Annotated in this window: 25 protein-coding genes; 7 read left to right on the top strand and 18 right to left on the bottom strand. The window is 70.4% G+C overall.

All coding sequences use genetic code 11. From position 1 onward, the window contains the following. Positions 1-25: 25 nt before the first annotated feature. Positions 26-664 carry a TetR/AcrR family transcriptional regulator gene (locus tag AC1DWC_RS04055; RefSeq protein WP_477906282.1) on the top strand — a complete coding sequence of 213 codons (639 nt, stop codon included), beginning with the start codon at positions 26-28 and terminating at the stop codon, positions 662-664. Then, entirely contained in the window at positions 657-926 is a 270-nt protein-coding gene (locus AC1DWC_RS04050) for a hypothetical protein (RefSeq protein WP_477906281.1), read from the top strand. The genes AC1DWC_RS04055 and AC1DWC_RS04050 overlap by 8 nt, the downstream gene beginning before the upstream one ends. Positions 927-990: 64 nt before the next feature. Here AC1DWC_RS04050 and AC1DWC_RS04045 read toward each other — a convergent pair whose 3' ends face one another. Next, a complete protein-coding gene (locus tag AC1DWC_RS04045) occupies positions 991-2,058 on the bottom strand; it encodes a phosphatidylinositol-specific phospholipase C domain-containing protein (RefSeq protein WP_477906280.1) in 1,068 nt (355 codons plus the stop codon). A gap of 149 nt (positions 2,059-2,207) precedes the next feature. On the opposite strand from AC1DWC_RS04045, the gene AC1DWC_RS04040 reads away from it, so the two are divergent. Next, positions 2,208-2,666, top strand: a complete 459-nt coding sequence (locus AC1DWC_RS04040) for an SRPBCC family protein (RefSeq protein ID WP_477906279.1) — start codon at positions 2,208-2,210, stop codon at positions 2,664-2,666. A gap of 463 nt (positions 2,667-3,129) precedes the next feature. On the opposite strand, the gene AC1DWC_RS04035 is transcribed toward AC1DWC_RS04040, so the two are convergent. The 3 genes from AC1DWC_RS04035 to AC1DWC_RS04025 all read right to left on the bottom strand — a co-directional run bounded on the left by AC1DWC_RS04035 (position 3,130) and on the right by AC1DWC_RS04025 (position 4,532). Beyond that, the gene (locus AC1DWC_RS04035; RefSeq protein ID WP_477906278.1) at positions 3,130-3,852 is read right to left on the bottom strand and encodes a hypothetical protein; all 723 of its coding nucleotides are present in this window, start codon (positions 3,850-3,852) and stop codon (positions 3,130-3,132) included. Beyond that, positions 3,842-4,282 carry a hypothetical protein gene (locus tag AC1DWC_RS04030; RefSeq protein WP_477906277.1) on the bottom strand — a complete coding sequence of 147 codons (441 nt, stop codon included), beginning with the start codon at positions 4,280-4,282 and terminating at the stop codon, positions 3,842-3,844. Before AC1DWC_RS04030 ends, AC1DWC_RS04035 begins: the two co-directional genes overlap by 11 nt. Positions 4,283-4,376: 94 nt before the next feature. After that, the gene (locus AC1DWC_RS04025) at positions 4,377-4,532 is read right to left on the bottom strand and encodes a DUF6131 family protein (protein ID WP_477906276.1); all 156 of its coding nucleotides are present in this window, start codon (positions 4,530-4,532) and stop codon (positions 4,377-4,379) included. 318 nt (positions 4,533-4,850) lie between these two features. Here AC1DWC_RS04025 and AC1DWC_RS04020 point away from each other — a divergent pair, with 318 nt between their 5' ends. Continuing rightward, positions 4,851-5,054: a hypothetical protein gene (locus tag AC1DWC_RS04020; RefSeq protein ID WP_477906275.1), complete on the top strand. Its 204-nt coding sequence runs from the start codon at positions 4,851-4,853 to the stop codon at positions 5,052-5,054. A 7-nt stretch (positions 5,055-5,061) separates the two neighbouring features. Here AC1DWC_RS04020 and AC1DWC_RS04015 read toward each other — a convergent pair whose 3' ends face one another. Continuing rightward, positions 5,062-6,045, bottom strand: a complete 984-nt coding sequence (locus AC1DWC_RS04015; protein ID WP_477906274.1) for an alpha/beta hydrolase — start codon at positions 6,043-6,045, stop codon at positions 5,062-5,064. A gap of 181 nt (positions 6,046-6,226) precedes the next feature. Here AC1DWC_RS04015 and AC1DWC_RS04010 point away from each other — a divergent pair, with 181 nt between their 5' ends. Further along, positions 6,227-7,369, top strand: a complete 1,143-nt coding sequence (locus AC1DWC_RS04010; protein ID WP_477906273.1) for a glycerate kinase — start codon at positions 6,227-6,229, stop codon at positions 7,367-7,369. A 51-nt stretch (positions 7,370-7,420) separates the two neighbouring features. Here AC1DWC_RS04010 and AC1DWC_RS04005 read toward each other — a convergent pair whose 3' ends face one another. Beyond that, positions 7,421-7,846 carry a nuclear transport factor 2 family protein gene (locus tag AC1DWC_RS04005; RefSeq protein WP_477906272.1) on the bottom strand — a complete coding sequence of 142 codons (426 nt, stop codon included), beginning with the start codon at positions 7,844-7,846 and terminating at the stop codon, positions 7,421-7,423. 340 nt (positions 7,847-8,186) lie between these two features. Between AC1DWC_RS04005 and AC1DWC_RS04000 the strand changes: the two genes are divergently transcribed. Then, positions 8,187-8,333, top strand: a complete 147-nt coding sequence (locus AC1DWC_RS04000; RefSeq protein ID WP_477906271.1) for a hypothetical protein — start codon at positions 8,187-8,189, stop codon at positions 8,331-8,333. A 44-nt stretch (positions 8,334-8,377) separates the two neighbouring features. On the opposite strand, the gene AC1DWC_RS03995 is transcribed toward AC1DWC_RS04000, so the two are convergent. The 12 genes from AC1DWC_RS03995 to AC1DWC_RS03940 form a co-directional block, all read right to left on the bottom strand. Further along, on the bottom strand, positions 8,378-10,231 hold the full coding sequence (locus AC1DWC_RS03995) for an ABC transporter ATP-binding protein/permease (protein WP_477906270.1): 1,854 nt from the start codon (positions 10,229-10,231) through the stop codon (positions 8,378-8,380). Positions 10,232-10,305: 74 nt separating this feature from the next. Next, on the bottom strand, positions 10,306-11,442 hold the full coding sequence (locus AC1DWC_RS03990; RefSeq protein WP_477906269.1) for a cation:proton antiporter: 1,137 nt from the start codon (positions 11,440-11,442) through the stop codon (positions 10,306-10,308). Positions 11,443-11,500: 58 nt separating this feature from the next. After that, positions 11,501-12,403 (bottom strand): acyl-CoA thioesterase, encoded by a 903-nt coding sequence (locus AC1DWC_RS03985; RefSeq protein ID WP_477906268.1) that lies wholly within the window; start codon positions 12,401-12,403, stop codon positions 11,501-11,503. Continuing rightward, the gene (gene pyk, locus AC1DWC_RS03980; RefSeq protein WP_477906267.1) at positions 12,404-13,822 is read right to left on the bottom strand and encodes a pyruvate kinase; all 1,419 of its coding nucleotides are present in this window, start codon (positions 13,820-13,822) and stop codon (positions 12,404-12,406) included. Positions 13,823-13,959: 137 nt separating this feature from the next. After that, on the bottom strand, positions 13,960-15,465 hold the full coding sequence (locus AC1DWC_RS03975; protein ID WP_477906266.1) for a glutamate synthase subunit beta: 1,506 nt from the start codon (positions 15,463-15,465) through the stop codon (positions 13,960-13,962). Positions 15,466-15,788: 323 nt separating this feature from the next. Then, the gene (gene lgt / locus AC1DWC_RS03970) at positions 15,789-16,796 is read right to left on the bottom strand and encodes a prolipoprotein diacylglyceryl transferase (protein ID WP_477906265.1); all 1,008 of its coding nucleotides are present in this window, start codon (positions 16,794-16,796) and stop codon (positions 15,789-15,791) included. Further along, a complete protein-coding gene (gene trpA, locus AC1DWC_RS03965; RefSeq protein ID WP_477906264.1) occupies positions 16,793-17,596 on the bottom strand; it encodes a tryptophan synthase subunit alpha in 804 nt (267 codons plus the stop codon). Before trpA ends, lgt begins: the two co-directional genes overlap by 4 nt. After that, on the bottom strand, positions 17,593-18,849 hold the full coding sequence (gene trpB, locus AC1DWC_RS03960) for a tryptophan synthase subunit beta (RefSeq protein WP_072845654.1): 1,257 nt from the start codon (positions 18,847-18,849) through the stop codon (positions 17,593-17,595). Before trpB ends, trpA begins: the two co-directional genes overlap by 4 nt. A 114-nt stretch (positions 18,850-18,963) precedes the next feature. After that, positions 18,964-19,773, bottom strand: a complete 810-nt coding sequence (gene trpC / locus AC1DWC_RS03955) for an indole-3-glycerol phosphate synthase TrpC (RefSeq protein WP_477906263.1) — start codon at positions 19,771-19,773, stop codon at positions 18,964-18,966. Between the two features lie 85 nt (positions 19,774-19,858). Then, a complete protein-coding gene (locus AC1DWC_RS03950) occupies positions 19,859-20,584 on the bottom strand; it encodes a TIGR02234 family membrane protein (RefSeq protein WP_477906262.1) in 726 nt (241 codons plus the stop codon). Then, positions 20,577-22,154, bottom strand: a complete 1,578-nt coding sequence (locus AC1DWC_RS03945; RefSeq protein WP_072845685.1) for an anthranilate synthase component I — start codon at positions 22,152-22,154, stop codon at positions 20,577-20,579. Before AC1DWC_RS03945 ends, AC1DWC_RS03950 begins: the two co-directional genes overlap by 8 nt. A 182-nt stretch (positions 22,155-22,336) precedes the next feature. Further along, positions 22,337-23,038 (bottom strand): hypothetical protein, encoded by a 702-nt coding sequence (locus AC1DWC_RS03940; RefSeq protein WP_477906347.1) that lies wholly within the window; start codon positions 23,036-23,038, stop codon positions 22,337-22,339. Positions 23,039-23,120: 82 nt separating this feature from the next. Between AC1DWC_RS03940 and AC1DWC_RS03935 the strand changes: the two genes are divergently transcribed. Further along, on the top strand, positions 23,121-23,576 hold the full coding sequence (locus AC1DWC_RS03935) for a peroxiredoxin (RefSeq protein ID WP_477906261.1): 456 nt from the start codon (positions 23,121-23,123) through the stop codon (positions 23,574-23,576). The last annotated feature ends 3 nt before the right edge of the window (positions 23,577-23,579 follow it).

Raw genomic sequence — 23,579 nt, 5'->3', positions numbered from 1 at the left:
ACCGCGCGACAGGGAGGGAATCACCATGCCGGACACCCGGACTCGGATCATGAACAGCAGCGCCGAGCTGCTCCGGCGCAACGGCTACGCGGGCACCGGACTCAAGCGGATCGCCGCCGAGGCGGACGCACCGTTCGGGTCGATCTACCACTTCTTCCCCGGCGGCAAGGAGCAGCTCGCCGACGAGTCGATCCGCGCGTCCGGCGCGACGTACGCCGACCTCTTCGCCGAGATCATGGATCCGGCTCCGGACCTGCTCAGCGGCGTCGCCGCGGTGTTCACCGGCGCGGCCCGGACCCTGGTGGAGACCGACTTTGCCGACGCCTGCCCCATCGCCACCGTCGCCCTCGAGGTGGCGAGCACCAACGACACCCTGCGCCGGGCCACCGCGGACGTGTTCGACGGCTGGGTCCGGGCCGGGGTTCCCCGGTTCGCCCGTTGGGGGCTCGACTCGGCCACCTCCCGATCGCTGACCCTCGCACTGATCACCGGGCTCGAGGGCGGCTTCGTGCTCAGCCGGGCGCAACGCAGCACGGAGGCCCTCGAGGCCGCCGGGGCGAGCGTCGTCGCGGCCACCCGGGCGGCCCTCGCCGCGACGTCTCCCGACACCGCGGCGACGAACGACACTGCGGCGACGCACGAAACGGCGGTGAGCCATGATTGAGTCCACCGATCCGGCCGGCACAGACGAGCCCCTCAGCCTCACCGACCGCGCCTGCCTGCCGATGGGCGACGGCGACCGGATCCGACTGCTCCTCGACGTCATCGAACTGGCGCAGACCCGCGTCGGCTACGACGAGATTGCCGATCTCGCCGCCCCGGCCCTCGCCGACTACGGCGTGGCGCTGAACCCGGACGTGGCGGCCGGCTGGAACCTCGCGTGCGAAATCCTCACGCGCACACTGGAGTCCCGGCTCCCCCACTGACCGCCGCCGGAGCGGCAGAACGACGGCGGCGCGGGCGACCCAGTCAACCCGCGCCCGGCCGATCTCAGCCGCGCGGCGACATCGCGGAGAGCACCTTCGGCAACGCCGTCCAGTCGGCGGTCACCACGCTCGCCGAGTGCTGCGCCAGTAGCGAGACCCGGCCGAGAGCCACTCCCTGGGGTGGCGAGACACCGTCGATCGGCGGCGCCACCTTGTGCGCGTCGGTCATCACCAGGATGTACCCGCGGTCGCGGTACCACCGGGTGTCGATGCCACCCCCGAGGTAGTCGGAGGCGTCGCCGTCGAAGAACACGAACCAGGGTCGCAGCGCCGGGTCGTAGCGGGTCTCACGGGGATCGCCCGACTGCGCGCCGTGCACCGCGGGGAAGGCGGCCGCCTCGGCGAGCCTGCCCGTCGCGGCCAGGTCGCGCAGGTGCGTGGCGTACTCGCGATCCGTCCACAGGTCGTCGAGCGGGTTGACCTCCTCGACGGTGCCCGGGATCAGCTCGAACACGAACTTGCCCGCCATCTCGTCGACGGTGGGCCATCCCCGCTCCTGCACGGCCTCGTCCAAGGTCAGCCCGGAGTCCCCGACCAGGTCGGCGGGCCGCAGCAGGGCGTCTCCGAGTCGCTCGCCGACCAGCGCGTCGAACTCGCCTGGTCCGTGGGTGGCACAACCGGCCGAGAACCGGTCGAACTCGTCGGGCCCGAGACCACAGCCCGCGTTGAATCCGTCCTTCATCTCCACCTTGACCAGCACCGGACGGTGGCCGGGGTTGGCGTCGTGCCACGCCCGCAGGTCCGACAGGCACCCTTCGAGCCCCGTGTCCCGGGGCCCGCCACGCAACTGCGCCGCGGTCCGGGCCCCCGCGCAGTTGTTGTCGTTGCCCACCGGATTGTTGTGCGCGACCCGCCAACCCGGCGCGGCGAAGTTGGTCCAGACGTCCAGTTCGATCAGCGCGGCGCCGGAGTCCAGCGCGTCGGCCAGGTACGGGTAGGTGGTCTTCTCGTAGGTGTTGTGCACGCCCACGGACGTGGTGTCCGCGTAGGTCGACCCGGCCGGGACCGACTGCGGCGCTCCCGTTCCCGCGACCGCGGGTGTCGCGGCGACGACCGACGCGACGAAGATCATGGCTACGCCTGCGGCGCTGTGGCGAAGTCGACGGATCACTGGCTGCTACCTTCGGTCTGCGGGAGGCGATCAGCCAGCAGCGTACGGACTTCCGGCGCCGCCCGGTCGTCATTGCCCCGACCGGCGTCACGCATCGGAGGGCACGAACCATGGCGAGCAACGAGATCCGACTGACCCAGCACGTCGCCGCGTCACCGGCGAAGGTCTGGGCGGTACTCACCGACCTCGACAACGCGCAGCAGACGCTGTCGGGCGTCACCCGGGTCGAGCGCGTCTCCGGCGAGGGATACGCGGTCGGCACCCGTTGGCGCGAGACCCGAAAGATGTTCGGCAAGGAGGCGACCGAGGAGATGTGGGTCGCCGAGGTGGAACCTGAGCGCCGCACGGTGGTCAAGGCGCACTCGTCCGGCACCGACTACACCACGGCATTCACGCTGACCCCTGCCGACGAGGGCGCCGATCTGACGATGGTCTTCTCCGCCGAGACCGGATCCTCGCTGCTCCTGAAGATCATGATGAAGGTGTTCGGTGGGATCGGGATGAAGGCCACCACCAAGGCCATGACGCAGGACCTGCGCGACATCGCGACCCGCGCCGAGAACAGCTGACTGGGATCACTCGGCTGCTCATCCCTTACGTCGCCCGGGGTGCCAGCCTCACCGCTGGCGAGGGTGAGGTCATCGTCGCATTGGACCCCTCACAGGCAATCCACGTTCTCCGGCTCGGCGAGCCCGACTCCGCGGAACTGGAACGACAACTGCGCGAAGCCCTGGATAATGGATATCCTCCTGGCGATTCATCGACTCGCCCGACAGTGAACGGACACCCGATGCGTGCGACCATCCGGGTGCCCCAGAATCGCCATCCGAACCGTCGGCCGCACTTATCCGGTCGGCGGTTCGTCGTCTGCGACGCTGTCCGGTATCCCCTCGCCGTAGCGGTTGCCGTGATCGGGATTCCCCCGATGGATCACGTTCGCCGGGTTCCCGTGTCGCGCGTGGACCACGCGATTGCCCGTGCGCGCCGGCGCGATCGGAGCGGCGTCGCGATCGGCCCGCCCGGCGACACGCGTCAGCGCGCGACGCTGAGCCGTTCGAGGCGGGCCACTGCCGCCTCCGCCACCGCCAGGGCGACCTCGGCGCTGTCCATCCGGTCGTGCGTCTCGATGGCCGCCCAGTTCCGGCCGTGCGCGTAGGCGCTGAGCAGGTTCCATTGGATGGGCACCTCCATCGCCGGGTCGGGGCCGCCGAGCGAGTCCGGCGGCATCAGCAGGCCCGCCTGAGCGACGATGAAACTGTCCGAGTCGATGGCGTGGAAGCGGCGCTCGCTCAGGCCGGAGCGCAGCGTCCGGGCGGCGGCCAACAGCTCCGCGCGTCGCGCGTCGGCGACCGAGCACTCGCGCGATCCGGCCCGGCTCGTCTCCAGGTACTGACGGCGGTAGACCTGGTCACGATAGCCGAACTGCAATGTGCGATAGCACTGTTCGTCGATCGGACCGGCCATCAGCCACAGCGCGGTGGCCGCCGTCGTGATGGCGGAACGGACCAGAGTCGGGTGCGCGAACTCGTGCGCGGCGTCCCGGCCGGCCATGTCCAGGTGGTCGAGGGCACTGCGGATGAGCTGGACGACGGTGCCGTGGATCGAGAGGCCCGACGCCTGCAGCGCCCGGTCCGCGACCTCGGCGTCGGACCCCGGCGCGGCCTCGATGCGGCGCAGCTGGCGCGCCAACTCACCGGCCGCAGTCGACACCCGCTCGCCCATACCCATCTCCCGGACCGGATCGTCATCCCTCATCGCGGCGAGGCTGCCATCGATCTCGGCCCACGATCCCGGCGAGCTCCCCGACATCGCCCACGCGGAGATTGTCTCTCCGGTCCGCCGCGCCCAACAACCCGTCGGGCGTGCCAATGGTCGGTGGGCCCTCGCGTGACGGGGGTTCGTCACCCTGGGGCGGTTGTTTGCGGACTTCCGCCCGTCGTGCCCGGCGGTCGTTGTTGGTAGCGCCGAGGCGTTCGAGCATCCGCCGCCCGAGGCCCTCGGCGAACGCCGCCACCTCCGGTTCGACTGCCGCGACGGCGTCGACCGGGAGCGCCGGCACACCGAGCAGCCGCAGCTCATCGGTACGGCCCTGGAGCGGTGTGGCCTTGCGCGCCGCGGTCATCGCCCGGCCGAGCACCTTGGCCGGCGCGTAGTAGTCCTCGTCGAATCCCTTGGCCTGGCCCACAGCTCGCAGCTTCGCCACACCCGCTGCGAGGACGGCGTGGGTGTCGAGGCGGTGCGACTCGCGGTATGTAGGCCCTCAGCAGTTACGTCCGCCGTCAGTAGTAGTGCCGACGCCCGCCCACCGCACGACCGGCCGAACCCAGCGCGAGCAGCACCAGCCCGACCACCGCCAGGACGATGCCGATCGTCCACAGCAGCGGGATCCCCGCGACGTACCCGATGACGAGCAGGATGATTCCGAGAATGATCATGGCGGTCTCCGATCGGGTCACTCGCTCCGACTGACCGGGTACCCGGTCCGCGGTCGAGGCAAACGCGCTGCCGCGTTTCCGATGCCCCGCCGGCGGGTACCCCCGGACCATGACCGACTTCCGCGCAACCCAGCCCGACCCGGTGCCGCCGATGCCCGGGCCGCCGCCACCCGAGCCACCGGTGCCCCAGCCACCGGTGCCACCGCCATCGCCGGGTCCCGTTCCCGATCCGGCTCCGGATCCACTGCCGCCCGACCCGATTCCACCGACGCCGGACCCGCTGCCCGGCCCACCCGTACTCGCCGCCCGGGAACAGTCATGAGAATCGTCACGATCCTGGCCCTGGTCTGGTTGATTGTCGGGGCCGTCGCCGCGGGCCAACGCGGGTACTACAGCAGCGACTCGGCGACCAGTTGTGCGAGTGCGGGCACGATCGCGCTGACCGTGGTCGCGGGACCACTGAACTACTTCGGCGTGAACCCGAAGATCTCGGACTGCACGCTGCCGCAGCCCAGCAGCTGAGTCCGCCTCACCGACTGATCGCGTCCCGCATCGCCGGCAGCATCGCCCACAACTGGTCCTGCCAGTACGGCCAGCTGTGCGTGCCGAAGGACGGGAACTCGAAGTGGGCGGAGTCGATGCCCATGGTCATCAACCGCACCTCGAACGCCCGGGTCTGCACCAGCGACAAGGCCTCCAGCCCCATCGCGGTGGACGTGTTGAAGTAGTCGACCGGGTTCACCGGCCGGTCGTGATCGCCCGGCAGTCCGCTGCCGGCCGAAATCCACATGGGCAACCCCCGCAGCCCCTCGGCCTGTACGAACGGGTCGTGCAGCAACCAGGCCGGATCCCAGGGCGGACCCCACATGCTGTCCGCGTTGTACTGCCCCGCGTCGATCATCGCGACCCGGATCGCCTCCCGCATCCCGGGAGCCGACAGGTTGAGGTATCCGGACAGGGCGCCGGCGAAGACGAACTGGTCGCGATGACGGGAGGCCAGGATCAGCGCCGCGTTGCCGCCCATCGACAGTCCCACCACCGCGTTCCTGGACCGGCTGATGCCGTAGTTCCAGGCGAGGTGGTTGGGCAGGTTCTCGGTGAGGAACTTCTCCCACATGTAGGTGTAGGGCTGGTTGGTGAAGTTGTTCGGCCCGTACCAGTCGCTGTAGAAACTGGACTCGCCACCGACCGGTTCGATCACGTTGACGCCGTGGTCCGAGAGCCAGGCGGCGTTGGTCTCGTGTTCCCAGCCGCTGACGTCGTCCGTGGCCCGCAGCCCGTCCAGCAGGTAGACGGCGCGATTGCTCCCGTTCCTGGCCAGCCAGATTCGGACCTTGATCCGGCCGACACCGCCGGGAGCCGACACCCAGTCCTCCTGCAGCCTGGCGTACGGGCCGGCGGATGCGACGGCGCCGCTACCGAGCGCGATTCCCAGCGGCAGAACCACCGCCGCGACGACGAGCAGCACCAGTGAGCGCAACGAGCGCCGTGGGGGTCGCTGGGTTTCGCGCATCAGAATCAACCTCCGTCACATCAGTAACTTGGGTCACACTGACAAGCACGGTATTACCGGTGGCATGCAATGACGGGGTCTGTGCGCAATCGTTACCTCGGCTCACCCCATCGTGATCTGCGTGAACTCCCGTGGCCTGGACGAGGTGCATCGTCGAAATTGCTGCTGGATAGTGGCCACCATGAAACGTGTGGTGGTGGCGCCCGACAAGTTCAAGGGATCGTTGACCGCAGCCGAGGTCGCGAACGCCCTCGCCGCCGGATTGGTGGCGGGCGACCCCACCCTGGAGGTCCAGTGCGCTCCGGTGGCAGATGGTGGCGACGGCACTGTCGCCGCCGCCGTCGCCTCGGGCTGGTCGCCCGTCCTCGTGGACACCACCGGCCCCACCGGTGAGCCGATCTCGACCACCTACGCGGCGCGCGGATCGGTTGCCGTGGTGGAACTCGCATCTGCGGTCGGACTCGAAGCCCTCCCCGGCGGGGTGCCGGACCCGCTCGGCGCCAGCACCTTCGGGCTCGGCACCGTTGTCAGGCAAGCACTGGAGGGGGGCGCTCGCGAGATCGTCATCGGCCTCGGGGGCAGCGCGTCGACCGACGGCGGCGCCGGGATGCTGCAGGCGCTCGGCGTTCGGATACTCGACGCCGAGGGAAACGACGTCACGCGCGGCGGCGGCCCACTGCGCGGCGCGCGGCGGGTGGACCTGAGCCGGCTTCATCCCGCGGTGGCGCAGACCCGGTTCCGACTCGCCTGCGACGTCGACAACCCGTTGCTCGGGCCGAACGGGGCCACCGCCGTCTACGCACCCCAGAAGGGAGCGAGCGCTGACGATCTCGTCGCGCTCGAGGAGGCGATGACACAGTGGGCGCGGGTCGTGCGCGCCGCGACCGGCCGCGACGACAGCGACCGCGCGGGGGCGGGAGCAGCGGGCGGGACGGCATTCGGCGCCATCTCCGTCCTCGGTGCTCAGACTCAGCCCGGCATCGAGACGGTCCTCGACCTCGTCGACTTCCGTCGGGTGCTCGCCGGTGCGGACCTCGTGGTCACCGGGGAGGGATCGCTGGACACGCAGAGCCTGCGCGGCAAGGCCCCCATCGGCGTCGCGGCCGCAGCCCGCCAATCGGGCGTGCCGGTCGTCGCGGTGGCGGGACGAAGCGCACTCAACGGTATCCAACTGCGCGATGCCGGCATCATCAAGGCCTACACGCTCGCCGAACTGGAGCCGGACCTGGCGAGATCGATCGCGCATGCGGCGGACCTGCTGCGCCGCATCGGCCGCACGATCGCCGCGACCCGATCCACCACCGGCCGACCAGGCGAATCATGACCGGGTCCACTGGCCCTGCACCGTCGCATCACGGTGCGACCGGCCGCCGGCTCACCCCATCGTGATGCGGCGGTGCGCGAGCATCCAGCGTCCGTCGACCCGCCGGAACACGTCGTCGTAGCGGCCCACGCTCGACAGCCGGACCGCCGTGGTGGTGTCCACGAAGAACATCCAGTACGCCGTCGCCTCCGCGACGTCCTCGCCGGTCGGACTGACCGAAATGGTCGTGAGTACGTGCCTGGTTGCCGTGCCGGGCCCCTGGATACCGTCCGCCCGACGCGCGCGGACGCCCTCCCCCAACTCCTCTCGGCCCGCGCGGCGCTGCGCAGCCATCCCGGTCCGTGGGTTGGCCGGCGACTCCCACACCGCGTCGACGGTGAAGTTGGCGAGGTACTCCTCGACCTCCCCGTCGTCCGCGAGATGCGCCAATCGCGCGAGCAGGGACTGGATTTCGACGACGGCTTCGGCGTGGGTCATGCCGCAACCCTGCCCCGCGACCGCCTGCGGGACATCGTCGGTTCCCACCTCACGGGATCGCGGGCCCGCCGGCCCGGCAATTACGGGTACACCCGCATCGGAAATTACGGCAAATCCCGCAATCAGTAATCCCTTTGTCGCTACATTGCAGGGCGAGCGAGGTCACCGTAGGACAAGGATCCGTTCACCAGGCATTCACCAGTGCACGTCCGCCGCGCACTGGATGGCGGTAACGATCTTCGGGAGGTCGGATTGAGCGCGACGACAGAGCCAGTGGCCGGACGGCGAGAGGACACCCGTGCCTAGGCCCGGGCCGGTCCGCCCGTTGGTGGGTGTGAAGATGGATGCCAACCAGATCCAGGAGTACGACCAGCAGGCCGCGCACGAGGGGCTGCTGATGAAGTCCGGCAAGCCGAACCGGTCGGAGCTGATCCGCATCAAGCTGGCCTTCGCCGACGAGCACATGCCGAACGGCTGGCGCCCCTGATCCGTGCCGGCACCCATATCTCGTCGGCGCCGGGACCCGGCGGGTCAGGCGGGTACCGGGGACAGTTCCCAGGGTCCGTCCCCGTCCAACTCGAGCTGCCGGGAGTGGTGCCGGTCGACGGTGCTGCGGTGGCTCACGCTCACCAGCATGCACTCCGGGACCTCCGTCCGGATCAGGTCGTACAGGGCGTACTCGAGTCCCTCGTCGACCGCCGAGGTCGCCTCGTCGAGGAACGCGAGCTTCGGCCGGATCAGCACGATCCGGGCGAACGCGATCCGCTGCTGCTCGCCGGGCGAGAGGATCTTCACCCAGTCCGCCTGCTCGTCGAGGCGGTCGACGAGGTTGCCCAACTGCACCTTTCGCAGCGTCTCGCGGATCACCTCGTCGTCGAGGAGGTCGGGGGTGCCCGGGTAGGCGACCGCGGTGCGCAGGTCCCCGAGCGGCAGGTACGGCATCTGTGAGAGGAACAGGGTGTCGTCGCCGAGCGGACGACGGATCACGCCCTCGGTGTACGGCCACATCGCCGCCAGGCTCCGCAGCAGGGTCGTCTTGCCGCTGCCCGAGCGCCCCTTCACGACCAGGGTGTCGCCGGGTGCCATCGCCAGGTTCAGGTCGGCGATCAGCGACTGCCCGTCCGGCCGGCGCACCTGGACACCGCTCAGTTCCAGGGCGCTCGCGAGCTCCGCGGTCTCGATTGTCGGCAGCTCGCGCGAGTGCCGGTCCGAGTCGAGCAGTCCGCTGAGCCGGATCAGGCTCGCCCGGTACCCGGCGAAGACGTCGTAGGACTCGCGGAAGAAGGACAGCGAGTCGTGCACCTGGCCGAAGGCCGTGGACGACTGGGTCATGTCGCCGAGGGTGATGGTGCCCGCGAAGAACCGCGGCGCCTGGATGACGAATGCGAACACCACCGAGATCTGGTTGACGACGAGGTTCCAGCCGCTGAACTTCAGCGTCCGGAACACGATCCGCCAGAAGTTGGCGATCACCGCGGCGAACCGGGTCAGCAGGCCGTGGCGTTCGACTCCCTCGCCCCGGTAGAACGCCACGTTCTCGGCGCCGTCGCGCACCCGGACCAGTGCGTACCGGAAGTTGGCGGTCAGCTGCTCGTTCCAGAAGTTGAGCCGGATCAGCGGCCGTCCGATCCAGAACGCCACGATGGTGGAGACGAGGACGTACGCGAACACCAGGAACACCATCGCGCGGGGGATCTCGTTGCCCCACACCGTCATCGGGCCGGACAGGTCCCACAGGATCCTGGTGAAGGACACCAGGCTCACGAGCGCACCGACCGCACCCATCGACAGTGTGCGCGAGGTCTGCACGAAGTTGGTGATGTCGGTCTCGATGCGCTGGTCCGGGTTGTCGATGCCGGCGTCGACGAACCGGCCGCGGTAGAAGGCCCGCCCGTCCAGCCAGTCGGTGGTCACGTGCTCGGTCATCCACAGCCGCCACCGGATGTCGAAGGCCTGACCGACGTAGTAGTCGACCAGGCTGCGCACCACGTGGATCGTCGCGAGGATCCCGAACACCAGCAGGCTGTGCCAGAACGCGGCCTTCGCCAGATCCAGCGCGTCCGTGTCGCCCTGGGCGTAGGCCTGGGCGGCCATCTGCAGGGCGGTGTACATCTCGTTGCCCTGGTAGGAGAACAGGACCGTCATCCGGACCGCGAAGACGGTCAGGAAGAGCACCGCCGACAGCAGCGCGTACACCCGCCAGCTGCCGCGGCCGGTGTAGTAGCCTCCGCTGATCCGCCAGAACTGCCGGCCCCACCGCGTCAGCCGCGCCAGCAGCCACGCGACGATCAACAGGCACACCGCCGTGATCGCGAAGGCCTCCAGCGTCCAGATCAGGCTGTGCAGCGCCTCGTTGTTCCAGTCGAGGCCGGACGATGCGGACATGCGACTCCCCGATCAGCCGGGACGAGCGAGCGTGGCATTCCTTCGAAATGTAGACCCGTCGCGGCGTTAGCGTGTCAGGTCTTCGCCAATCCCTGCCGGGCGGCAACTCCGCCGGCCACCGCGGCAATACCCACCGTCACCAGCGCGCCGAGGATCAGAGCCGGCGCCTCCCCCGGTGCGAGCACGCCCAGTTGCGTGCCGACGGTGGCCGCGGCCACCGGGATACCGAGCTGTGATGCCGCCAGCGCCCCGAGTGCCAGCGGCTGGCACAGCAGCCGGAGTACGGAATGCACGGCCACGGCGCCGAACCCGAGCAGCAGACCCAGCAGGACGAAGGACGGGTGGTCGACGAGCTCGCGCAGGTTCAGTGATGCGCCCAGCCACACGAAGAACAGCGGCCCGAAGAAACCCTCGGTGATCCCGAACAGCTGGCGGGCCAGCCGTCGCGGCTCCCCGGCCGCCGCGACGGCCAGGCCGAGCGCGAACCCGGCGAGCATGACCGACACGTGCGACCACACGGCCAGCGCGGCCAGACCGAACAGAATGCCCAGGTTCACCCGCAGCTCCAAGGCGAGCTTGCGGTCCTCCGACAGGTGGTGCAGCCGGACCCCCAGCCCTCGCCGGTCCAACTGCCGGTACAGCAGGTAGACCAGTCCGGCGCACGCGGAGACCGCGACCAGACCCAGTGCCGCGCGGAGCGCGTAGTCGGGGGCGATCACCAGCGGCAACGCCACGATGCAGGCCGTGTCGGCCACCGCGACCTGCGCCAGCATCCGCAGCACCGACGGCCCGCCCAGCTCCAAGGAGTCGACGATCGGCAGCACCAGCGCCGCCGACGAGGACGCGATCAGCACCGCGTACAGCCCGGCCTGACCGGTCCCGAACAGGGCCGCGACGGCGATTCCGGCGGGTACCGCGAGGATCCCGACCAGCAGCGCCTGACCGGTGCCGCGCAGCAACGCCGGCCGAAGGGTCGCGTCGCGCATCGGCACGTGAGTGCCCGCGACGAACATCACCAGTGCGAAGCCGATGTCCGCCAGCATCGTGAACGTCGGCTCCGAGGCGTCGAGGATGCCCAGCGCGCTGCCGCCGACCAGAATCCCGGCCAGCAGTTCGCCCAGCACCACCGGCACGTGCCAGCGCTGCCGCGCGGCCAGTACCGGCCCGAGCAGAGCCACGAGCGAGACGAAGGCGAGCGCGGCGAAGCTCACGGAAGACCGGCACCCCCTCCCGCGGCGGCTGCCGCCGGCACCTGCCGCTCGGAGATACCTACCCCTTCTTGGGGAAGTGCCGGATCAGCCCCTCCTGCACGACGGTCGCGACCAGTTCGCCCTCCCGCGCAAAGAATCTGCCGGTGGCCATGCCGCGGGAGCCCGCGGCGACCGGAGACTCCGTCGCGTAGAGCGTCCAGTCGTCGAACCGGAACGGCCGGTGGAACCACATCGAGTGGTTCACCGTCGCGGCGACGATCCGGTCCAGGCCCCAGGACAGGCCGTGGGTGGTGATGATCGAGTCCAGCACCGTGGTGTCGGAGGCGTACCCCATGACGGCGACGTGCAGGAGCGGGTCGTCGGGCAGCGAGCCGTCCGCCTTCATCCAGACCCGGTTGTGGTTGAGCTTGTCCCCCGTGCCCTTCATGATCCAGGCCGGGTCGTTCGCGTAACGCATGTCGACCGGCTTCAGCGCCTTGACGAACATCTCCAGCCGGTCCTCGAAGCCGACGAGGTGCTCACCCAACGGCGGCAACGACTCCGGGTACGGCACCTCCGGCACCGCGACGGCATGCTCGAGCCCGCGCCCCGAGTCCTGGAAGGCGGCGAGCATGACGCACAGTTCCTTGCCGTCCTGGTACGCCGTCACCTGCCGGTTCGCGAAGGCCCGGCCGTCCCGGTGCCGCTGCACCCGGTACACGATCGGTTCCTTGACGTCGCCGCCACGGATGAAGTGCGTGTTGAGCGCGTGCAGTGGACGCCCCGGACCGACGGTGCGGCCCGCGGCGATGATCGACTGCGCGATCAACTGGCCGCCGAAGGTGCGGCTGCCCAGTTGGGCCTGCGCGGGATGCCGGCCCAGGAACTCGTCCTCGCCGATTTCCTCGAGGTCGAGCAGGTCGAGCAGAACGTCGAGATCCGTCGACCGGTCGAGTTGTGTTCCGGCCCCCGCGTCAGTCACCTAGTGGTCCTCTTCGCCAATCCGATGCACGTGAATCAAGTTGGTCGAGCCTACGGTTCCGGGGGGCGATCCGGCGACGATAACGACGAGATCGCCCTTGTTGTACCGGCCCAGCGAGAGCAACGCGGTGTCGACCTGGCCGATCATCGCGTCGGTCGTGGACATCCCGGGCACCAGGAACGTCTCCGTCCCCCACGTCAGCGACAGCTGGCTGCGCACCTCGGGCAGCGGCGTGAAGGCCAGCAGCGGCAGCGGCGTGTGCAGCCGGGCCAGGCGACGGACGGTGTCACCGGACTGGGTGAAGGCCACCAGTGCCTTGGCGTCCAGTCGCTCGCCGATGTCGCGGGCCGCGTAGGAGATCACGCCACGCTTGGTCCGCGGCGTGTGGGTCAGCGGGGGAACCCGGGTGGACTCGGACTCGACGGCCTCGACGATCCGGGCCATCGTCTGCACGGTCTCCATGACGAACTTGCCCACCGAGGTCTCGCCGGAGAGCATCACCGCGTCGGCGCCGTCGAGGACGGCGTTGGCGACGTCCGAGGCCTCGGCCCGGGTCGGACGCGAGTTCTCGATCATCGACTCGAGCATCTGCGTTGCCACGATGACGGGGCGGGCATTCTCGCGGGCGATCTGGATGGCGCGCTTCTGCACCAGCGGCACCTGCTCGAGCGGCAGCTCCACGCCGAGGTCGCCGCGGGCCACCATCACCGCGTCGAAGGCCAGCACGACGGCCTCGAGGTTCTCGATGGCCTCCGGCTTCTCCAGCTTCGCGATGACCGGGACGCGGCGGCCCACGCGGTCCATCACGGCATGCACCAGTTCGACATCCGCCGGCGAGCGGACGAAGGACAGCGCGATGAAGTCGACGCCGAGGCGCAGCGCGAACTCGAGGTCCTCGATGTCCTTCTCCGACAACGCCGGCACCGTGACGTTCATGCCGGGCAGCGAGACGCCCTTGTTGTTGCTGACCGGGCCGCCCTCGGTGACCACGCAGACGACGTCGTTGCCCTCGACGGCCTTGACGGTGAGCCCGACCTTGCCGTCGTCGACCAGGAGGCGGTCGCCCGGCTTCGCGTCGTTGGCGAGCTGCTTGTACGTGGTGGAGACGCGATCGTGGATGCCCTCGACGTCGTCGACGGTGATGCGCACCTCCTCGCCGTTCTCCCAGACGGTGCGGCCGTCGACGAAGCGTCCGAGGCGGATCTTCGGTCCCTGCAGGTCGGCGAGGATGCCGACCGCCTTGCCGGTGGCCTCGGAGGCGGCGCGCACCCGCAGGTAGTTGTCCTCGTGGTCGGAGTGCTCGCCGTGGCTGAAGTTGAGTCGGGCGACGTCCATGCCGCTCTCGACGAGTTCTCGGATACGGTCACCGGTCGCGGTCGCGGGTCCCAGCGTGCACACAATCTTGGTTCGTCGAGTCACGACTGTGAGCCTAGTCGCTGCGGACCGGCAACTCTATTCACCACCATTCGGCCGACCATTGGTCCAAATCATTTAACTGATAATTCACGGAATTGTCGCGGTGAATTTGCCTGCAATATCCCGAGCCCTGGACCGGCCTACAACACCGCGAGCGGCAGCGTGGTCGGGTGCACGGGCGCGGGCAGGTCCGAGTGCCCGGTCAGGTAGGCGTCGACGCTGCGGGCGGCCGAGCGGCCCTCCGCGATCGCCCACACCACCAGCGAGGCTCCACGGTGCGCGTCACCGCACACGAACACGCCGGGCGCGGTGGTCTGCCAGTCCGGTCCGCAGGACAAAGCACCGCGGCCGTTGGGGCGCAGCCCGAAGCCGTCGAGCAGCGGCCCGTGCTCGACGCCCTCGAAACCGATTGCGAGAAGTGCCAGATCGCAAGGCAATTCGACCTGCGCTCCGACCGGAGTGACTCGACGTCGGCCGCCCTCGTCAATGCTGACCTGGACTTCGGCCACCACCACCGAACGCACGCGGGCGTCGGCGTTGCCGCCGAATCGCTGCACCGCCACCTCGAACCGGCGCACCCCGCCCTCGGCGTGCGCCGGTGAGGTACGCAGCACCATCGGCCACGACGGCCAGGGCGAACGCTCCTCGTCGCGCTCCGCCGGCAACTCCGGATGGTAGTCCAACTGGGTGACCGAGGCGGCGCCCTGCCGGTGCGCGGTACCGAGGCAGTCGGCCCCGGTGTCGCCGCCACCGATGATCACCACATGTTTGCCGCTCGCCGACACCGCCGTCGGCCCGTCGCCCTCACACTCCCTGTTCGAGCGCACCAGGTAATCCATCGCCAGGTGGATCCCGCCCAGCTCGCGTCCCGGGACGCGGCTGTCGTCGCGAGCCCGCAGTGCGCCCACCGCAATCACCACCGCATCGAACCCGGCGCTCAGCTGCGCCACCGTCGGCGCCACGCCCACCTCGCTGTCGGTCCGGAAGCGGGTTCCCTCGGCACACATCTGCTCCAGGCGACGGCCGAGCACCGACTTCTCCATCTTGAACTCGGGGATCCCGTACCGCAGCAACCCGCCGAGCCGGTCGTCGCGTTCGAACACCGTGACGTCGTGTCCGGCACGGGTGAGCTGCTGGGCCGCGGCCAGCCCGGCCGGGCCCGAACCGATCACCGCGACGGCCTTGCCGGTGCGGACGACGGCGGGACACGGCGCGACGACGCCTGCCTCCCAGGCGGCGTCGGCGATCGCCTTCTCGATCCACTTGATCGTCACGCTGCCGCCGGAGTCACGTTCGTCGATGGAGAGCACGCAGGCGCTCTCGCACGGCGCCGGGCAGACCCGCCCGGTGAACTCCGGGAAGTTGTTGGTGGCGTGCAGGCGGTAGGACGCCGCCGACCACATGTCCCGTTGCACGAGGTCGTTCCACTCCGGGATCAGGTTGCCCAGCGGGCAGCCCGCAGAACCGGAGTGGCAGAACGGAACTCCGCAGTCCATGCAGCGGCTCGCCTGCGCGGACACGTCGCGAGCCCGCTCGGCCGGGGGCTGCTCGACGTACACCTCACGCCAGTCGTGCACCCGCTCCTCGACCGGACGCCGCGGGGCGTCCCGCTTCGGGACCTTCATGAAGCCCTCGGGGTCAACCACGTGCCGCCTCCGCGCTCACACCGACCGGCGGGTGTGGCGCAGGGATCGTTCGAGGTGTCGGGTGGATTGCCGCGGCCCGATCGGGCCGCCCACCGTCGAAAAGAGTCGCCGAGCGTCACACTCGGGTGCGGAAATTCTAGCAGTCGGGCGGCCGGTCAGCCCCGGAGCTTTCGACCCTGTCTGTCCCGGACCGTGCCGGCCAACACGACGATCCCGTCGATTGCCGGCCAGACCGCGCCGAGCCCGCGCCGTAGGGGTCAACAGGATCCGCGCCGAGGTAGGCGGGCTGACCGTGGGGCTGCTACTCGAAACCCTGCCCGCCGTCAGGAGGCTGGGTCGTCGCCCGAGTTGCCCGCCGGCTTGGCGTCGCCCGGCGCAACCTTCGCGGACTCCGCGCCCGCCGGCGCCGACTCGCCGGCCGGCGCCGACTTCCCCGCAGATGCGGCCGCGACGGGCTCATGCGGATGCCGCGGATGCAGGTCCTCGGGCGCCTCGCGGCCCTTCTTCGCCAGCACGAAGTAGGCCACCGCCGCGAGGAACACGATCACCGAGGTGAAGACGTTGATCCGGATGCCGGCGATCAGGGTGGCGTGGTCGTCGCGCATCAACTCGACGCCGAACCGGCCCACGCAGTAGCCCGCCACGTACAGCGCGAACAGCCTGCCGTGTCCGATCCGGAAGCGACGGTCCACCCACACCAGCAGCAGCACGATCAGCAGGTTCCACACCAGCTCGTACAGGAACGTCGGGTGCACCACCTTCTCGACCACGCCGTTCGAGGTCCCGGTCAGCGCGTCGACGCGGCCGCTGGCGTTGACCCGCTGGTAGATCTCCAGGCCCCACGGCATGGTGGTCTCGCGGCCGTACAGCTCCTGGTTGAAGTAGTTGCCGATCCGGCCGATCGCCTGGGCGAGCAGGATCGCCGGGGCCAGGGCGTCGCCGAAGGCGGGCGTCGGGATGCCGCGCCGTCGACAGCCGATCCAGGCGCCGACGCCGCCGAGCAGCACGGCGCCCCAGATGCCCAGGCCGCCCTGCCAGATCTTCAGCGCGTCGACCGGGTTCGCACCCTCACCGAAGTACGTGGGCCAGTCCGTCGCCACGTGGTAGAGCCGGCCGCCGACCAGTCCGAAGGGCACCGCCCAGATCGCGATGTCGAGGACCGTGCCCGGCTCACCGCCGCGGGCAATCCAGCGCCGCTCGCCCCAGTACAGGGCGACGACGATCCCCGCGATGATGAACAGCGCGTAGGCGCGCAGCGGAACCGGGCCGAGCTCCCACACTCCCTGCGGCGGACTCGGAATGTAGGCAAGCAGGTCGGCGGTGGAAGTCACGACGCCACGGTAGCCGAACGGACTCCCGCGGCGAGTTCCTCGGTGATCGCGCGCAGCGCCGCGGGACCCTCGGCGACGGCCGTGACCAGCGCGGAGCCGACGATGACCGCGTCCGCGTAGGCACCGATCTCGGCGGCCTGCGCCCCGGAACGGACGCCCAGGCCGACACCGACCGGGATGTCGGAGTGCTCGCGCACCCGCGCCACCAGCTCCGGTGCCATGTTGGACACCGCGGCGCGGGCGCCGGTGACGCCCATCGTCGATGTCGCGTAGACGAAGCCGCGGCAGGAGTCGACGGTCATGGCGAGGCGCTCGGTGGTCGACGACGGCGCGACCAGGAAGATCCGGTCCAGGCCGTGCTTGTCCGAGGCCGCGATCCAGTCGGCCGCCTCGTCCGGGATCAGGTCCGGCGTGATGATGCCGAGCCCACCCGCGGCCGCGAGGTCGCGGGCGAAGTTGTCGACGCCGTACTTGAGCACGAGGTTCCAGTACGTCATGACGACGGCCTTGCCGCCGACCTTGGTGATGGCCTCGACGACGGTGAACACGTCACGGACCCGGAAGCCGGCGGTGAGCGCCTCGTCGGCGGCGGCCTGGATGGTCGGGCCGTCCATCACCGGGTCGCTGTACGGGATGCCGACCTCGATCAGGTCGCAGCCCCCCGCGACGAGCGTCTCGACGGCCTCGATCGACCGGGGCAGGTCGGGGTAGCCAGCGGGCAGGTAGCCGACCAGCGCGGCCCGGTTCTCTGCCTTGCACTGAGCGAAGAGGTCTCCGAGCCGGGACTGCTGCGCACTCACTTCGTCTGCCCATCCTTGTTCGAGTCGGTGTCGTCGTCGGGGAAGAGGCCGAACCACTTCGCGGCGGTGTCGACGTCCTTGTCGCCGCGGCCGGAGATGTTGACCAGCACGATCGCACCCTCCCCCAGTTCCTGGCCGAGCTTCAGCGCGCCCGCGAGCGCGTGCGCCGACTCGATTGCGGGGATGATGCCCTCGCGGCGGCTGAGCAGCGCGAGGGCATCCATCGCCTCGGTGTCGGTGATCGACCGGTACTCGGCGCGGCCGATGTCCTTGAGGTGCGAGTGCTCCGGGCCGACGCCCGGGTAGTCCAGGCCGGCGGAGATCGAGTGCGACTCGATGGTCTGGCCGTCCTCGTCCTGCAGCAGGTACGAGTAGGCGCCGTGCAGCGCGCCCGGCGTGCCGCCCCCGATGGTCGCGGCGTGCCTGCCGGTCTCGACGCCGTCACCGCCGGCCTCGAAGCCGACGAGTCGCACCGACGGGTCGTCGATGAAGGCATGGAAGATGCCGATTGCGTTGGAACCGCCGCCGACGCAGGCCGCGACCGCGTCCGGCAGCCGGCCGGTGTGCGCCTGCACCTGGGCTCGCGCCTCGAGGCCGATGATCCGCTGGAAGTCGCGCACCATCACCGGGAACGGGTGCGGGCCCGCGGCGGTGCCGAAGCAGTAGTAGGTGTTGTGCGCGTTGGTGACCCAGTCGCGCAGTGCCTCGTTGATGGCGTCCTTGAGGGTCGCCGAGCCGGTGACGGCGGGGATCACCTCGGCGCCGAGCAGTCGCATGCGCGCGACGTTCAACGCCTGCCGCTTGGTGTCGACCTCGCCCATGTACACGACGCACTCGAGGCCGAGCAGCGCGCAGGCGGTCGCGGTGGCGACGCCGTGCTGGCCCGCGCCGGTCTCGGCGATCACCCGGGTCTTGCCCATCCGCTTGGCGAGCAGCGCCTGGCCGAGGACGTTGTTGATCTTGTGGGAACCGGTGTGGTTCAGGTCTTCCCGCTTGAGCAGCAGTCGCGCGCCGCCCGCGAACTCGCTGAGCCGGGTGGCCTCGTACACCGGCGACGGACGCCCGGTGTAGTCCCGCTGCAGGCGGTCGAGTTCGGCGAGGAAGGCGTCGTCGCCGCGCGCCTTGTCGTACTCGGCCGTGACCTCCTCGATCACCGCCATCAGCGCCTCGGGGACATAGCGTCCGCCGTAGACGCCGAAATGGCCGCCCTGGTCGGGTTCGTGCGCGCTGCGCTCGGTCACACCCGCGCTCATGCGGGGAAGGCCGCGGCCCTTGGCGGAAAGTACGGGATCGTCTGCAGTCACCCGTCCAGTCTGCCCCAACGGTGACCTCGGACTCATTCCGGGTCCGGGGTCACCCGGGTCGGGTCAGCGAGCCGGCTTGGGGCAGGACGGGTGCGCCCCCGCGGCGACCATTTCCTTGACGGCGGCGCGCGGATCCCCACTGGTCACCAGGCCCTCACCGACGAGCACCGCGTCTGCGCCCGCACCCGCGTAGGCCAACAGGTCACCGGTCCCGCGCACGCCGGACTCGGCGATCTTGACGACGTGGCTCGGCAGGCCGGGGCCGATCCGGGCGAAGGTGTCCCGGTCGACCTCGAGGGTCTTGAGGTTGCGCGCGTTGATGCCGATCACGGTGGCGCCGGCCTCGAGGGCCCGATCCGCCTCCTGCTCGGTGTGCACCTCGACCAGCGCCGTCATCCCGAGGGACTCGGTGCGGTCCAGCAGCGAGGCCAGCACCTGCTGCTCGAGGGCCGCGACGATCAGCAGCACCACGTCCACGCCGTGCGCCCGGGCCTCGTGGATCTGGTACGGCCCGACGATGAAGTCCTTGCGCAGCACCGGGATGCTGACGGCCTTGCGGACCGCGTCCAGGTCGGCGAGCGAGCCCTTGAAGCGACGCTCCTCGGTCAGCACGCTGATCACCCGCGCGCCGCCCTGCTCGTAGGCGAGTGCGAGTTCGGCGGGGTCCGGGATGCCGGACAGCTCACCCTTCGACGGGCTCGCGCGCTTGACCTCGGCGATCACGGCGATACCGGGCGCCCGGAGGGCGGCGGCCGCGTCGAGCGCGGCTGGGGCGGTGGCTGCCGCGGCCTTGACCGCAGCAAAGTCGAGCACGGCTTCGCGGGCAGCTACGTCGGCACGCACCCCGTCGAGAATCGATTCGAGAACAGTCATATTTGTCCCGAGTCCTTTCTGGGCAGACCGACGATGTGAGGTAAATCATCGGATTGGGCAAGCGTAGTTGGCCCCGATGCCTTGACTAACGGCGGGTCTCTGTGGGCGGCGGACCGTCGTTGTCCGGGCCGTGGTTTGGCTCCGCCGGGCCGGTGCCGGACGCCGGTCCTGCAGGGGGTTCGTCCTCGGTCGGGTCCTCCCCCGCGTCGAGCGCATCCCAGATCACCCGCTGGCTCGGCGGCTGCGCGGACGACTCTCGGCGGGTTGCCTCCTCCCGCCGCGCGGCGGGTGCGGCGTAGCGCGAGGACAGGCCCGCACTGCGGCCGGCCTTGCGAATCAGGGCGACCGCCGCGGCCAACGCGACCACTCCGCCGAACACGGCCAGCAGGGCCGGCGCCGGGTACGTCGTCGCGCCGGTGACCTCCGCCCGGCCGGGCAGCTCGGCCAGTCTGCCGGCCTTCTCCTCGTCGGCACCACCGACGAGGAGGGACACCGCAGGCACGACGGCCGCGACCGCAACCAGGGCCACCAGCAGCCCCACCACCCGAAGCGCCCAACCGCGCACCGCGAACGACGCGGCGATCGCGGCGATCAGGGTCAGCGCCAGCGGCGTGGTGGCCGCCGCCCAGACACCGCCGTCCAGCGCGGTGCTGCGGGCCTCGCCGAGTCCGTCCTGCGAGTCGACCCGGACCCAGGTCATCCGCGAGGACGCCCACAGGCACAGCGCGGCCACGGCCAGCAGCAGCACCGGCAGCGCCGCCGTCGCGCCGGACCCGCGCCGGGCCGGTTCGGTGGCCGCCGCGTCAGTCATCGCGCTCTCCGTCGAGTGCGGCGAGGGTGCCCGCCGCGGCGATCGCGCTGAGCACGGCCATCGCCTTGTTCCGCGCCTCGGTGTCCTCGTAGACCGGGTCGGAGTCCGCCACGATCCCCGCGCCGGCCTGCACGTACGCGGTGCCGTCCTTGACCAATGCCGAGCGGATCGCGATGGCGGTGTCGGCGTCGCCGGCGAAGTCGAGGTAGCCGACGATGCCGCCGTAGATGCCTCGCCGGGTCGGTTCGAGTTCGTCGATCAGCTCCATCGCCCGGACCTTCGGGGCGCCCGAGAGGGTGCCGGCCGGGAAGCAGGCAGTGACCGCGTCGAGCGCGTGCTTGCCCTCGGCGAGCCGGCCGGTGACGGTGGAGACCAGGTGCATGACGTGGCTGTAGCGCTCGACGTGCCGGTAGTCGTGCACCTTGACGGTGCCCGGCTCGCAGACCCGGCCGAGGTCGTTGCGCCCGAGGTCCACCAGCATCAGGTGCTCGGAGTTCTCCTTCTCGTCTGCCAGCAGGTCCTTCTCGAGCAGCAGGTCGTCCTCCTCGGACTCGCCGCGCCAGCGGGTCCCCGCGATCGGGTGCGTGGTCGCGACGCCCTCCTTGACCGTGACCAGCGACTCCGGGCTGGATCCGACGATGGTGAACGCGGTGCCGCCGTCGCCGTCCGGGACGTTGACCAGGTACATGTACGGACTCGGGTTGGAGGCGCGGAGCATCCGGTAGATGTCGAACGGGTGCGCGTCGGTGTCCATCTCGAAACGCTGCGAGAGCACCACCTGGAACGCCTCGCCCGCCTCGATCTCGCCGATCAGCCGTCGCACGTCCGCCCCGAAACTCTCGGTGGTGCGCTGGCGGCGGTAGTCCGGGGCCGGCTTGCTGAAGGTGGAGACGGTGGACGGCGCCGGCGCGCTGAGCGCCCGGGTCATCTCGTCGAGCCGGGCGACGGCGTCGTCGTAGGCCTCGTCGACGCGGTCGTCGGTGCCGTCCCAGTTGACCGCGTTGGCGATCAGGATGATGGCGCCCTCGTGGTGGTCGACGGCGGCCAGGTCGGTGGCCAGCAGCATCACCATCTCGGGGACCTGCAGGTCGTCGACGGCGTGGCTGGGCAGCCGCTCGATCCGGCGGATGATGTCGTATCCCATGAACCCGACCATGCCGCCGGTCAGCGGCGGCAGGCCCGGAAGTCGTTCACTGCGAAGCAGTTCCAGCGTCTGGCCGAGCGCGACGATCGGATCGCCGCCCGAGGGGGCGCCGGCCGGGACGTTGCCCTGCCAGCCGGCCTCACCGTCGACCACGGTCAGGGCGGCGGGGCTACCCGCGCCGATGAACGACCATCGGGACCAGGATCGGCCGTTCTCGGCGGACTCGAACAGGAAGGTGCCGGGCCGGTCCGCGGCCAGCTTGCGGTACGCCGAGAGAGGTGTCTCGGAGTCCGCCAACACCTTTCGGGTGACCGGCACCACCCGGTGCTCGGCCGCGAGGGCGCGGAACTGATCCCTGGTGGTGGTGGAATCGTCCGCGCCGACGACGGCGGCTGCGGAGGGGACGGTGGTTGGCTCGCCGGGCATGGCACCCATCATCCCAGGAGCGGAGCCTGCGGAGCGACTCAGGTGCACAGGAGCGGAGCCTGCGGAGCGACTCAGGTGCACAGGAGCGGGGCCTGCGGAGCGACCGGGGCGGGTGGGAGCGGAGCCTGCGGAGCGACCGGGGCGGGCAGGAGTGGAGCCCGCGGCCACGTGCAGGCCCGGCGCTACAGGGTGGCGCGGTCCATCGGCCGGGGCAACGGCTCCAGCGCTCCGGCCTCCCGCATCCGCAGGTACACCCGCACCACGTCGTCGACGGCCCCCTCGACCTCGACCAGCGCGCCGCCCCCGAACGGCCGGGCGTTTGCGCCCAGACCGTCGGGCAGGCGGACCGCGCGGCGCGGGGACAGGTAGGCATGACGGCTGATGCAGGGATCCCCGACGGCGAGGCCGGCGTCGTCTTCGAGGGCGTCGAGGACGTCGTCGTCGGTGACGTCGCCGAAGTCCGGTTCCCACACCTGGGCGAGCATCGCGAGGAGTTGGGCCTCGGGGACCGCGGCATCGTCGGGCGCGGCGATCGTCATCACGAGCGACTGCAGGAGGTACTCGGGGGCACCGCCGGCGAGGCCACTGATCTCGATGTCCCAGCCGGGTTCACCCGTGGCGGTGATCCGAAGCGCGATGCCGATGACGTCCGACCAGTCGGCGTCCGCCCGGGCCGCGACCAGGACGTCCCGCAGCGAGTTCCGGTCACGGGGAAGGTCGGCGGCCGGACCCGAGGGACGGATCTGCTGCCATGACCTGTCGCGACCTGGTTCCGGCGCCGGGAGCAGCGCGTCGCACCGGTCCAGGGTGGTGCGCCAGCGTTCGGCGACCGACTCGACGGATTCGGGCCGTGGCCCCCAGAACGCCCGCACGATCCGCCGCATCCTCTCCCCCACCCGGCTCTCCGCCCGAGAACCTCTGCCGCACAGTATTGGACGCCACGGACGCACGCGTAGCCTCGGCAGTATGCAGACCGGACAGCAGGTACCCGACTTCGCACTCCCCGACCAGGACGGGACGGTTCGCACGCTCAGCGAACTGGTCGCCGACGGTCCACTGGTGCTGTTCTTCTACCCGGCCGCGAACACCCCGGGGTGCACCGCCGAGGCCTGCCACTTCCGCGACCTGGCCGCCGAGTTCGCAGCGGTCGGGGCGTCGCGGGCCGGGATCAGCCTCGACGCGGTGGCCAAGCAGGCGTCGTTCGCCGCCGCGAGGTCCTTCGACTACCCGCTGCTGTCCGACGAGTCCGGCAAGGTCGCCGAGCAGTTCGGGGTGCGTCGCGGGCTGCTGGCCAAGCTGTCGCCGGTCAAGCGCACCACCTTCGTCATCGACACCGACCGCACGGTGCTGAAGGTGATCGCCAGCGAGGTGCGCATGAACGCCCACGCCGACCAGGCGCTGGAGTTCCTCCGCGCGCGCTGACCT

The sequence above is a fragment of the Rhodococcus sp. P4_C10 genome, from assembly GCF_056402135.1.
This window is presented reverse-complemented; position numbering and strand designations above follow the sequence as displayed.